The organism is Flagellimonas lutimaris, from assembly GCF_051494225.1.
GTDB classification, from domain to species: Bacteria; Bacteroidota; Bacteroidia; order Flavobacteriales; family Flavobacteriaceae; genus Flagellimonas; species Flagellimonas lutimaris_A.
In genome coordinates, this window is sequence record NZ_JBNPYE010000008.1 from 52,604 (window position 1) to 65,909 (window position 13,306).

Annotated in this window: 11 protein-coding genes; 2 read left to right on the forward strand and 9 right to left on the reverse strand. The window is 36.4% G+C overall.

The annotated features are described in order from the left end of the window. Nucleotides 1-315: 315 nt before the first annotated feature. The 3 genes from ACQQ5U_RS14575 to ACQQ5U_RS14585 all read right to left on the reverse strand — a co-directional run bounded on the left by ACQQ5U_RS14575 (nucleotide 316) and on the right by ACQQ5U_RS14585 (nucleotide 3,436). A complete protein-coding gene (locus ACQQ5U_RS14575; protein ID WP_437398606.1) occupies nucleotides 316-1,074 on the reverse strand; it encodes a LytR/AlgR family response regulator transcription factor in 759 nt (252 codons plus the stop codon). A 12-nt stretch (nucleotides 1,075-1,086) separates the two neighbouring features. Continuing rightward, complete coding sequence (locus ACQQ5U_RS14580) at nucleotides 1,087-2,781, reverse strand: sensor histidine kinase (RefSeq protein WP_437398608.1); 1,695 nt, start codon at nucleotides 2,779-2,781, stop codon at nucleotides 1,087-1,089. 88 nt (nucleotides 2,782-2,869) lie between these two features. Beyond that, entirely contained in the window at nucleotides 2,870-3,436 is a 567-nt protein-coding gene (locus tag ACQQ5U_RS14585) for a hypothetical protein (protein ID WP_437398609.1), read from the reverse strand. A 440-nt stretch (nucleotides 3,437-3,876) separates the two neighbouring features. On the opposite strand from ACQQ5U_RS14585, the gene ACQQ5U_RS14590 reads away from it, so the two are divergent. After that, nucleotides 3,877-4,560, forward strand: a complete 684-nt coding sequence (locus ACQQ5U_RS14590; RefSeq protein WP_437398610.1) for a hypothetical protein — start codon at nucleotides 3,877-3,879, stop codon at nucleotides 4,558-4,560. A 70-nt stretch (nucleotides 4,561-4,630) separates the two neighbouring features. Further along, on the forward strand, nucleotides 4,631-5,551 hold the full coding sequence (locus ACQQ5U_RS14595) for a lipase family protein (RefSeq protein ID WP_437398612.1): 921 nt from the start codon (nucleotides 4,631-4,633) through the stop codon (nucleotides 5,549-5,551). 113 nt (nucleotides 5,552-5,664) lie between these two features. Here the strand turns inward: ACQQ5U_RS14595 and ACQQ5U_RS14600 are convergent, their stop codons facing one another. From ACQQ5U_RS14600 to ACQQ5U_RS14625, 6 genes are all read right to left on the reverse strand, one after another. After that, nucleotides 5,665-5,967, reverse strand: coding sequence for a carboxymuconolactone decarboxylase family protein (locus ACQQ5U_RS14600; RefSeq protein ID WP_437398614.1), 303 nt, complete (start codon nucleotides 5,965-5,967; stop codon nucleotides 5,665-5,667). A gap of 47 nt (nucleotides 5,968-6,014) precedes the next feature. Continuing rightward, nucleotides 6,015-7,445 carry a hypothetical protein gene (locus tag ACQQ5U_RS14605; protein WP_437398617.1) on the reverse strand — a complete coding sequence of 477 codons (1,431 nt, stop codon included), beginning with the start codon at nucleotides 7,443-7,445 and terminating at the stop codon, nucleotides 6,015-6,017. Nucleotides 7,446-8,543: 1,098 nt separating this feature from the next. Then, nucleotides 8,544-9,557, reverse strand: coding sequence for a helix-turn-helix domain-containing protein (locus ACQQ5U_RS14610; RefSeq protein ID WP_437398618.1), 1,014 nt, complete (start codon nucleotides 9,555-9,557; stop codon nucleotides 8,544-8,546). A gap of 241 nt (nucleotides 9,558-9,798) precedes the next feature. Further along, entirely contained in the window at nucleotides 9,799-11,565 is a 1,767-nt protein-coding gene (locus ACQQ5U_RS14615; protein ID WP_437398620.1) for a S41 family peptidase, read from the reverse strand. Nucleotides 11,566-11,583: 18 nt separating this feature from the next. Then, a complete protein-coding gene (locus ACQQ5U_RS14620) occupies nucleotides 11,584-12,153 on the reverse strand; it encodes a hypothetical protein (RefSeq protein WP_437398621.1) in 570 nt (189 codons plus the stop codon). A gap of 173 nt (nucleotides 12,154-12,326) precedes the next feature. Next, nucleotides 12,327-13,289, reverse strand: coding sequence for a hypothetical protein (locus ACQQ5U_RS14625; protein ID WP_437398622.1), 963 nt, complete (start codon nucleotides 13,287-13,289; stop codon nucleotides 12,327-12,329). Nucleotides 13,290-13,306 lie beyond the last annotated feature (17 nt).

The following is a 13,306-nucleotide window of genomic DNA, read 5'->3' on the forward strand; positions in this document are numbered from 1 at the left end:
ACAATAATGGGATTAAGGACATCGTCCTAAACAAATTAAATACAATGAATTATCATTTTCATGTATAATTATTTGACGAGAAAACATGAAATAAATTTCATCCATGTCCCAATAAAAAAGTAGAATCAATTGCTATATAAAAATCTAAATGTGAGCCTTTTCCGAGGAATACTTTCACTAACATAGACCATATTTAACTTCCCAGCAGCTTATTTATTCTCAAAGTGCAATAGGGCCATCAACCTTACTATCAAATTTTAAGAGAATAACTTAAGTTTATCTTGTATTTAGGTATGACAGCACTTACAGTAATATTCATAGGGTTTTAAATAATTTGAAGACTTCGTGCTTGTATGTTTTACTTACCGGGATTTTTTTATCCCCGATAAAAAGGGTGTTGCCCTCATACCCCTTCACTTTGTGGACATTGATCACATAGCTCCGGTGAATCCTTAAAAATTTGTCCACAGGAAGCTGAAGCTCAATATTTTTTAATACTGTTGAGTAAACAAAACTTTCCTTTTTAGTGTATATCACGGAATAATTACTGTCAGCCTGTAAAAAAAGAATTTCATCCAGGGGAACCCGCTCAAAGTGATGTTTCTTTTTTAGAAACAAACTATCCATGATCTGCATTACTTGATTATCGGTCTCATCAAAGTCATGTGTTCCCAATAAATCTGATTCTGAGTTACCATGAGAATAATTCATCAAGGCCAGCTCGATGGCAACGCTCAGTTGACGGTCATTAAATGGTTTCAATATATAGGCGTAAGGTTTTACGCTTTTGGCCCTTGCGACCAGATTTTGGTCTGCATGGGATGTCAAAAAAATAAAAGGTATTTGATATTTTTCATTAATGATTCTGGCCAATTCTATGCCGTCGAGAGTTCCATTTAGGATGATATCCAATAAAATAATATCTATGGAACGGTGCTCTTCCATAAAACCCAATGCCCTCTTGGCGGATAATGCAGTACCAATAATGTCATAACCTATCTTTCCAAGTCTATTTGATATATCCTTGGCCACCAATATCTCATCCTCCACAATAAGGATTTTAACCTTTTCCATAACTTGATTAGGTTATAACAATCTCATTGTTATGCTCCAACATGTCCCTTTTTCGGCTTTAATACTTAAGCTCCCTTCAAGCTGTTCCACCAATGAATGTATAAGTCTAATACCAAAAGAGTTTTCATTTACACATTTAGGTGCATATCCAATACCATTATCGACCACTTGTATATTTACCATATCCCCACGGGTTCTTTTAAGAACTACCATCATGGTAGGTTTATCAATATTGACATATGCATATTTGAGAGCATTTATAATAATTTCATTGATAATCAAGGCCAATGGAATGGCTCTATCTATAGTGATACTAATATCAGTTATATCCAAACGGGGTTTAAAAGTAGCCCCATATCCATGAAAAAGTCCAAATATCAGTTCCTCCACATATTCCTTGACCTTAATACGGGTATCTACCCCATCTTGATAGAGTTTTCTATGTACTAATGAAAGTGCCTCCACCCGTGATTTTCCTTCCAGGAGGGCTTCTTGTGCAGGATGGCCCTCAAGCTGATGACCTTGGAGGCTCAATAAACTTGAAATCATTTGAAGATTGTTCTTGATACGATGATTGAGTTCCCTCAGCAATAAAGCTTTCTCCCGTTCTTTTTTGGCGATAAGATCTCGTTGCTCGGCAAGAACGGCATTGGCTTTCTTAATCCGTTTATTGCCTCTACGGAGTATGTAAGCAAATATTAACAATGACACAAATCCCAACATCACTAAGTACAGTACATATTTCTGGGTCTCATTGATTTTATTCAGCAATACGATTTCAGACTCCCTTTTATCAATTTCATAACTTGCTTTTATGCCTTCTATATCTTGGATTTTTTTTTTGTTCACCAAACTATCTTGATATATGGAGTACATCCGTTCATACTGCAAGGCTTTTCGATATTGGGACTGGTCTTCATAAAACTTCGACAGTAAGATGCCAATATCCCTTATTTGCTCTTTAAACCCCTCTTTTTGCGCAATTTTAAGAGCCTCCAAAAAAAATTCCTCTGCAAGTCTGTGCTCCTGATTTACTTCATGCACCTTTCCCAATTCGGCAAGATATACTGAGGTAGAGTAAGAGTCTCCAAGCTTTTTCAATACATCAACGGCTTCGGTCAGATTATGCTGTGCCAGCTCAATTTTGTGTTGGGCCGATTGGACCATTCCAAGGTTACCTTTGGAATATCCCAATAAAACGTCATTATCCAAAGTTTCATTCAATTCCAAGGCCTCTTCAAAATAGAATAAAGCACTGTCCAATTGACCATTCATACGGTATGCCTCCCCAAGGTTTAGAACGGTTAATGCATAATTTGTTGCCTTATCCGAGGTAGCGTATATTTCCATGGCCTTCGTTAGGTAATTGATACCCGGTGTATAATCCCCATCACTTATATAATTACTTGCCAACTGGGTAAAGGATGCCGCCTGTCGCTCAGGAAGTTCCATGGATTCATATATTTCCAATGCCTCGAAAGATGCCTTGAACGATTTGGTGTTATTTCCAAGCCTTCGTTCCAAATGACTGATTTCTTCCAAAGCTTCTGCTTGTAATAAGGGTTCCTCGATGTTTTGTGCCAATTGGAGCGACTGTTTAGCCATATGGAGGGCAGAATCAATGTTCCTATGGTAGTGGGATGCCAAACTCAACAACTTGGACCTTTCCTTTTTCGTAAGGTCTTGAGTCCTCAATATATGGATCAAGCTGTCCGGATTCTTTTGCTGTGAAAAGCAAAAACTATGAACGGATAAGAAAAAAAACAAAAAACAAATGCCCCCACGAAACCTACCTCTATACATTTGAGCTGATCTTGGCCAAGGGATCAAACTCGCAATAACAGGTCATATGGTTCCCTTCAGCATCGTCGATGATAAGTTTGAATAAAATGCTATATAGGATGTAAACAGATTTTGGTGAGTTCCCTGATTGTTTTAAAGTTTTTATCTCACAATAGGATTGAAAACCAGATATATCCTGTGGGGTAACGTACAGTGTACCATCGGGAGCTTTCCGAACATATTGGCCATCACAGTCAAAGACCTTTTCCCAATCCATAAAATCGGGATTTGTTTTACCTATATTTTGAACTTTGCAACAAACCATTGGAGTTGCATTTGATCCTTCCTCACCCTCCAACAACTCAAAACTTGCCTTTACAGTAGTATTGAACCCTATTTGGGGCAGCTTGTTCTTGACAGAGGTTATAAAATCATCTATTGCAATAGGTTCTGTCATGGTTCCAGGCCCAATAGCAGTGTATTGTACGGCCTCCTGTAATGCTTCCACATCTATGGGAAAGGGATACGATGTTGGATTGGTTGGATTATCGTTGTCGATAAGTTGAATGGAAATGTTCATAGGTTCAATTTTTAAAGTTGGTTATGATTGTGCAAAGGATTCATCTTACAAATCCAATTGAATTTACTGATTTTTTTTGACTCATTGTCTTTTTGATAAAGGGAGCGCCCAATGCCATGTCAAAGAGATGGAAAACCCGAAATTTTGGCACGTATCAAGAACACTACAAATTATATACACCGCTCGAAAAGGTAACAAATCAAACATTCCGGCAAACCATTCACTCAATTTTCAGATAGCTCCACTAAGATTTAAGTACCGTCCACTCATATGTTTTTTATTCTAAAAACATACTGGACATATTTGATGGACTGCAAAATGATGTATCAGCTTTACGGCGTTGCAAATAGACTTTGGGGCCTCCTATAAATGACAACCGTTTCTCTGAAAAATCCGATTGCAAAAACTAAAATTTTGTATAACACTTAAAACATTGAATCATGAGTGAACTAGGTAAAAAAATTCAGACAACCGCAGAGGTATTGGCACATACCAATGCCATTCCACAGCAATTTTATGCGACCGAAAAAAGTTTGGTGGCATATCATGCAGGAAAAAAACCTAAGGGAAAAGTACTTGCTGGAGCTGTAGTATCCAACAATCTAAAGCCTGGAAATGTTGGTTTTGTAACCCCAATGAACAAAAAGGGTAACGTAGAAAGTATGATTGCCAAAACTTTGAGCAATAATGAGACATCGTATACCAGACGTTTCAGTTTTGTGCCAATCCCAAATAGGCCAATGCAAATGGGACTCCATGTTCAGGAATCGTCCGAAGATACCGAAATCAACGGTGATGTGAAATTATTACATGATGGGGAAGGCAACTTTAATGTACTTCCTATTATCGTTGGCCCAGGCACTGTAGGTATGGGCGAACCCTTTACAGATGCAGAAATAAAAGCAATGGGGTTTGAACTAGCTCCTGAAATCAACTGGGGCAGTTTGCTAAAAGGAGTGGCAAAAGCTATTCCCGTATTGGCCGAAACAGGCCTTTCCATTTATAAGGAAGTTACAAGCAGCTCGAACACAGTTGCCGACGATTCCAATGGAGAAGAGGGAATCCTTGGTATAATCGGAAGTATTGCCAAAGTTGCGGTACCATTCGTATCTGCCATTTTATAATATTAATACTTGCATCGGGCCTTGTTGGGTAAAAACTATATGGGGCCCTTTTTTTAAACAATTAGAAATCATGAAAGCAGCATCCAAAATAGAGCTTCAGCATATATTCAAATATGATGGGGATTATACCAAAACCTTTGATTTTAAAGCTACGGACCATTATGACCCCATGAACAATTATTTAATGGCCCAACTCTGTGGGTTGGTTTATGATACCGAGGAAGAAATCAGCCTGCAAGTAAATAAATGGAACAAAAAAACACCTTCCCTAAAACTGAAACTGACCATCGAGGATATAGATAGTAACCGCTTTATGGTTGTTTCCAACGATATATTTCTTATCGTAGTATTCCGAGGGACCCAGAACATGAAAAATTGGTTGAGTGACTTTGATATTGCCCTGGTCCCTTTTCAAAACAATCAAGATCTATTGGTACACCAAGGATTTTACCAAAGTGTACTCGATATGGGTTCCAAGTTGGAAAAAATAGTGTCGAACCATCAAAAGAACAATCAAAAAATATACCTGACAGGACATAGCCTAGGAGCAGCACAGGCCATTTTAACCGCTTTTGTTTATTCTGAGTTGGAAACTTTTGCCAATGTTTACACTTTTGGAGAACCCAAAATTGGGGACTGGGGATTGACCAAACATTTCAATTTACATTTGAACAGCTCCCCACCTTCCAACTTGAGTAAAATCTATCGAAACATCAATAATATGGATCCAGTTCCGTATGTTCCGGTATTTTACGGCCTGCGATTTTATTATCACGAAGGGTTGTTCTATCTTTTTGCTCCAACCATTGGCGCCAAATATGTTATCGAAACGACTGGAGACCTGGGAAGTGAGCGCGCAATAGATCTACCACAAAGGGAGTTGTTGGGTTGGAACCCTATACACCATGCCATTGGTGATTATATTGAAAATGCCGCTGCTAACAAGCAAAACAATGTTTTCTTAAATAGGAAGCGGATTGTAGAGCACTAAAAATCGAATCAGGGAATACATGTTAATGAAATACCCCCGACAAAAATAAAACGTCGTCACCCTTGATTTCAGGTGAAAACAAAAAAGGCCAGAGAATGCATATTTTCTGGCTTTCAATTATCAAATATTTCCAAAGCTTGAGGCAAAAAAGTACTAACGCCCTTTAACCCATTAACAGTTACGGTCAAGGCAATTGCATCTTTTATCTCATCCCGTGTTGCTCCAGCTGCTTTGGCCATTGGAACGTGATATCTGACCGCATTCATATCATCGGTAACAACCTTCATCGCAATATAGATGAGTTGTTTTGTTTTTGCATCGATTCCTTTGGATTGGATTAAGGCATCGATTACCCCAGCATAAGCTTTTTGTAATTCTGGGCACTCTTTTTGAAATGTTTCCAATGGGTTTTTCATAATATTTACCTTATTGATGATTAATGACTCAATTTAAAGCTACTTGCTCAATTTTGAGAAGAAATTTTACTCAACATCTCAATTGCATTTAGATTCTTTGGATTTAGCTTGATGCTTTGTTTGTAATACTTTTTAGCTAAATCATTTTTTTTGTTCATTAAATGCCATTCACCAAAACTGTCCCAAACATTTGAAGAATCCTGGAACAGCATTGTATTCAAATAAAACAATTCAAATGCTTCTTTTTGTTTACCCTGATTCATCATGCGATAGCCATAACTATTTATAGATCTCTCTAAAAAAGCTGATTTTATTTGCAACCACCAATCCAAATGCCCATAATTTGCTTTAAGCTGTTTATAATATTCAAATGCTTTGTTGGCCCCATGTTTTATGGCATATTTTGGAACCGGAACAATTTTATTGGCCAATGCTGCTTCCAGTACAGGATCTTTACCAGAGAAATATTCCTCACTGGATATTGTCGCAGCTATATCCGGAGAAAAATATTCTGTTTGCGGATGCCAAGAATTATCCACCTGTCGAGAGGCTATACCTAAACCGGCACCACTATTGGGCAAGTTACCCACCCTGACCATATCACTAAAAAAATTGAAGGGGCTGGCTGGAGGAGAACCTACAAATATTGCATCGGTATGCGCTTCTAGCTCTGTCATAAAAATTACCGAAGCACTATACGTTCTGTTACCTACTAACAGAAATAAATTGTCCCCTCTTCTAAATATATCCCTCTTAATTATCTGGTTTACAAACGGAATTGCCATTCTAGCATTTCCACCGTCATTGTACCTTATATCAATGATGATTTTATCGATGTGATTGGAATCCACATACTCCCAAAATCTATCGCTAAATTGGTTCCAAGATTCAAAATGGTTTCTTTGTTCATATACTTGATTGTATTGAAAATAAACGGTGTTGGACCCTTTGATCTTTTCAAACCAAAAAAACTCAACATTATCTCCTTGTTTCTTTAAGTGGAGTGGTAATCCATCATCCCCAAGTAAATCTTCAATGCTTACGTAGTCACCAAAAGCAGGGGCTTGATTTAATCTGTTTGACCATAAAACCGGACTACTGTCTTCTTTGGCGTGGATTACCAAATTCTCAATTTCTTCTTTTTTATTTTTAATAGTGAGAGTCATCTGTTTCTCATCATCAATTATACCCAGCCCAAGTAAAGTTTTTGGAAACGTTATGTCTTGAAAAGATGGTCTAATACGACCAAATTCAGTATCCATATTAGTTTTTAAAGCTGTTAACCTTAAAACATCTTTAATAGGCATCTTATTTATTGCGATAACTTCCGACCCGAGATAGTTTTTATACTCCTTTTCAATTACAGTAATAAAAATGCCATCGCTAAATTGATCGACCCTTAAAGGAAAGCGTAAATTGCTTATCCCTAAAAAACCATTATCCCATAATTGTGTATGACCATCTTGCACAAAGGCCACAAGTTTCTTTAAGGACATAAAAGCCTCCAAATCGGTCTTGGAATTTTCAACATCATCTTTAGCGTCGTCAATTGCCTTCCCAAAAGTATCTTCTGAAACCCTATAATATAAATTTGGATGATGTTTCTTTAAATTCGAAACGACATAATCCAAATCTTCCAACCATTGCTCGGTAGTTAACTCCTGGGCATAGGCACTGGAAAAGAAAATTAAACAACAAATCCCAAAAAATAATTGTCTTACCGGATTGATCATAACACCTTGCTTTTCTACTTTCAAAATTAGGGGGAGGTGTTAAAAAATCATGAGCACCTTATAGGGGGACATGTACCAATAGAACTTTTTATGGCCGTGGTCGATACATCTTTTAAAGACCCAAACAGAAACTTTGTCCAAAAACTCCTTTATTAATGTCTATAAAATCAATGATGGGACAAGTAATCTATTGCACCAAAAATGTCCAAATATTCGGCCAGAGTGTAATAAATCAGAATAGGAAGGATTCTTCTGTACTTATAGTAAGCAATAAAAGCAATAGTGTGTATCAAAAAGTATAACAAGACCCCTTTATATCCATAATATATATTTAGGAAAGATGAAAACACAGCAAAAGAAAATAAAACCATCCAATGGTTTCTTCTTTTGTCCGATACGGACCAAAAATTTTGTAGATAAAAAATAGACATTAATGAAATAAACCCTTGGGTAATCAAAATATAAGGGCCAAGATAGAAAATTGATTTTGTTGGTTCGGAAACCATATCCCTAAACATTGAGTAAACCGCAGAATAGTCAGATTTGATTTCAAAGACAAAATCGAACAGGTAAAAATAAATTATCACTATTTCATAGTAAATAGCAAGTATTAAAAAAGATACAATAATATCATATAGGGAATCGCCTTTACCCGAATTGTAAAATTTTACATTGTTTTTTAAAATATTCCCATCGATCAAAATCACAGATAAAATGCAGATGATCGTATATGGTAAATATTTAAAATAAATATAGTCTAGCTCAAAATTCCAATTATAGACCCTATTGTAGATTATGATTCCATAAATCAAAATTGTAACTAAAAGAACTATAAATTGGCGTTCATATTTTGACTTCATCTCTATATTTTGAAGGTGTTAATCCTCCTGTTTCCATTTTAAATGCTTTGTTGAATGAAGATATTGAATTATACCCGACTTTATAAGCAACATCGGATATGCCAATAATTTTATCTTCCTTCATAATTTTCTTTGCTTCCTCAATTCGAAGTTCTCTAATGAGTTCATAAAAGGTTCTTTTTTTAGTTTTATTAATAACCTCGGACAAAGCATGATTATTGGTATTGATTTTGTTTGCCAAGGCCGACAAAGAAAGAGTGTTGTTTGTGAACAATTTCTTTTCAATCAAAGTGGTATTTAATTCATTGAGAATTCTATTTTCCTCGGATTTACTTAGTCCACTTTTTTCATATTTAACCCTAGAATAGTCAACTATATATCCTTTATTAAATACAACTATCAGTGAAAAATATACCAGTATGCTATAAAGTATTGCGCCAGATATATAAGGTATGCCGGACACATCATTTATAAGATATACCAACCATATGCTTAGCAATAAAATACCTATGAATTTTAATTGTCTTCTTAAACTTGAATCCAATATTGGGGAGAAAATTATTTTTCTTGAAGAGAAAGTCAAGTAAATGATGTACTGCAACAAAACTGTTCTATTAAATATTTGCCACAAAATTTCATTTTCTCTAAAAACATTAATTATAGGAAAAGAAAATAGTACAATAAATGCTGGGGAAAAATGAGCAAGGTTGACCTTTTTTCTATTAAATTTTTTATCAATGATCGATTCTATAAAATAAAAGTAAGAAGGGCCAATAGATAGAAAACCTACTAATCCAGCAATAAGATAAAAGTCATTTAAATCTGAATAAAATGTTACAATAACCGAATGTGAAACTCGAAGTGTTATTGATACTATGAGAATTGCAAAAAAGAAATTACCAATTTTACTGCCCTTTTTTGTCTTTAAAGCATAGATTACCAGAACAAAACTATTCGCAAGCCCCAAAACACTTAATATTTGTACTATACTTTGCAATTAGTTATAGTTTAGGTATACGGCTCCCCAATAGCCAGTCGTTCATAAATATACTTTCTTTTATCAAATGGCATTAATTTATATTGAGGGGAACCAGATTCTCTAAGGTTTGCAAACATTTTGTTTATAACATGCTCATTGTTACACTCCAATAGCAATTTCTTCACCTCATACATTTTCATGATAGATCTTGGGAAATTTATGGTCTTTGCTCAAGCATGCTTCTCGCGCCTTCGAATGGTTATTTTTCCTTATTGGACAACTTTTCTTGAACCTTTGCCAAGGCATCTTCCAATTTCTCGCCTTTTATCAAAGCTAAGGAAAGTTCTTTAGCGGCACTTTGATCTATTGTTATATTGGGATTTACGCCCTTGCCTTCAATTCTTCCGATTCGTGTTGAAAAATAATCCGCTATAGGGAGCGACAATTGAAGATCATAGGGCAAATCGAACATTTTTTGGGAAAGCATTTTCCCCGCCGTGGTCTGACCTATAGTCGTAGTATTCTCCAATTGTGCCAATGCATCGGTCGTTAACTCGGCTGCACTTGCCGTTTTGTTTCCTATCAGGACATAAACAGGTCCCTCAAAGTGCGGGTACATGGGTACAATCTGAACACGGGTAAGCGGATTGTCCTGTACATCTTTCCAGAATGTCTTAATAGACCAACCTTTCCAAGGTTGTAAGTTTTTGATATCATCAATCGTGGGCTCGTTTGTATTGTTTCTCCACCATTTTTGGGAAACAAACATTCCAATATCAGTTGTATCTTTTACCAAATGTCCAATTAAAGGAATTCCTGCAAATGTACCGCCCTCATTGTTTCGAAGGTCTATAATCAGGGTATCCGTCCTTTTTTCAGCAATCTGTCGGTAGGCTTCAAATACGTGTTCTTGTGTATCCACGCCCATCATCGTATTTACCGTAAGCATTGCGGTTTTGTTTATCCATTCCAAGGAAACACTTTGGTCGCCGACTCTCAATGAATCAATATAATTGGCAATTTCCTCCGCAGGCTGTTCCATTTTTGCCAGTCTCACATGCGAAAAAGGACCTTCTGTCCAAAGCTTGTTGTAACCATCGACAAACTCCTGCTTGGTTTGTGGCTTTTTAGCAAGTTCTTGAACCTTTCCTTCCAGTTCAATATATGCTTCAGAGGCAAGCTCTTCAGGATTGTAATGGTGTTTTGACATTAAACCGGATATACTATCTGCAACAGTTTTCAATTCAACATTAAGTTGTTCCACAAAATATTTCCAATTACCAATCAACTCCTCTTCCGTGATTTCTAGTTCATTTAGTACATCCATTAGATGGTTGTATCGTAACAAACTCAAAAGTTTTGTCCTACCGAATTCATCATCGATGTACATCACCATAGTTCCTGAAAGGCCGTATTTTGAATTTCCCTTCCAAAATTCATTGAGATTTTGTGGATATTCCTTACTTGATATTACTTTTTTTACTTCACTGATTCTTGTACTATCGCATTGTCCAGAGGCATAAGTTGCCAAACCTTCGACCAACCAATCAATACCATTGGTAGTACTAAAATCAGGACTTTTGTTTCTTTGTCCATGGAATACATGTACAAGCTCGTGTTTGATCAACTGGTAAGTTCCAATTGTATCGGCATAATGATGTTCACAAGAAAGGCTATCCCAAGTCTTAGGTGATATAATGTCCAATTTTTCAGAAATACCACTTGCTACCATCCAACATTGTGATTTAAAATCCGGCAGGCCCCAATCCTTTTGCCAAGTACTATCTAGCGATTTACGATTTGGATGTATGTAAATACTAAAGTTATTTTTGTACGGTGTATTAAAAAAATTGACAACCTCACCAATCCCCTTTTTGAAGTAATCATCGTAATCCTTGATGTTTACGCTGTCCATTGAGGTATATACAATACTATAGCCATTTCGTTTCTCCTCGACCCAGATATTTCCAAAAGTTCCAAGTACAAAAAACAATAAGGCAAATGCATCAAACCATAGCTTTTTCATATTATTCCATTCTAACGATTATTCAATATTTTTTTGTTTGGTTGTAATTTTTGTTGCTATGCCTACATGGGTAATAAGTGAAAACCCATTCTTATATATACGATTTGCAGTATAAAGTACAACATTGTCACTGATGATCGTATATGTGTTATTGTTTTCATTGTCTGTTCTTTTAATAGTTTCCACCATTGAACCATCAACCAGTTTGGAAGAAAATTTCACAATTTCCCCGGTCTCCACATTTTTGTAGATGTTCTCCCAACTATCGCTTGATTGGATATAGTCATACGTAGTTTTATATCTTACTTTTCCTTCTGCATCCAGTATTTCTTCAATGAATGTGAGCCCATTATCGGCAACATATACCCGAAACCTCCCTATTTCGGTAATCCATTCGTATCTGGTTTTTAATGTTTTGGAAATAGTTTCCCACTCCCCAATACGAAAGGCATATTGTTTAACTCCTTTCGGGGCATCCACCCTAATTCCATAAATATCCTTTTCTATATCCTCCTTATGGGAGTTAGGTTCCTGTGCATTCGAACCACATGTAATCGTTAACAATAAGGTTAAAATCAAATTTTTCATATGTTCTATTTTATTAGGTCGGCCAATTATCTATTTGACCAATCGCATTCTCGGGAAATCTTCAATTGAATATTACCTGCATATAAAATCAAAGAGCCAGAATGTACAAGACATCTGGCTCTAGATTGACTAAAAAATAGTTTTGAAAATAATATTATAACGAAACACCAACATTATAGTTTGGTAAATTTCAATACAACTTCATAAGGAGGAACACCACAATCACTGGTTACCTCGTCATTAAAAATAAGGAAGAACTCACTATCATCTTCAGGATCAAATGTAGCCGCGTTGGTTCCTGTTTGCATTTGAATATTATTGACACAAGCAACACCTACAACATTTTGCAAGGGAACAATCATTCGACCACAAATAAGGTCGAAAGTAATGGGAACTCCAAAAGGGCCTAAACTTGGTAGATAGGTGGCATTCTGTATAACCCGTTGTGTACCCGAATTGGCAGTAATTGTCACCGGTCCACTGCCGTATGCATCCGATCCTCCAAAGGCGGAGAATGTACCCGAAACAAAATCCAATTGGTATTGCCCCGTAAAAATGGAGGCATCATATTCGCAAACCACATTGGCTGGGTACAAAAAAGGTGAATTAAAGAAAACCCCGGTAATATTACCCTCTAGATTGGTAGAGGTATATACAGTTCCATTTGTCAGATTCAATGATAAACGGATACTGAAAATATCACCTCCGTCGATTTCGGTGGCAACATCGAGACCAAAAAGATCCACAGCTTCCTGACCCTCAACTTTAATAGTTGTCCTTGGCAGGTTAGCTGGTCCATTGGAGAAATCCGAAGCAGGTATTGTCTTCAATAACAATTCACCTTCGGAGCTATCACCGTTATTGGGGGTATTGTCAAAAAACTGTACAAATACATCAACAGACTCCAATAATGCACCATCCTGATCATCCCATTCCTCTACCTCTACTTCATAACTCGAATTGGAAATATCACTCAAATTAATGGTTGGCGAAATAATGTTTATTGTCCTTAATCCTCCTGCCGGTGTGGCGATATCGGTTATGGACTCAAAAATCAATTTATCGTCTTCCTTACATGATGCGATCAAAACGAACACAGTAGCACATAAGGAAAGTATCTTCAATATATTTTTCATTTGCTATTACTTTAAAT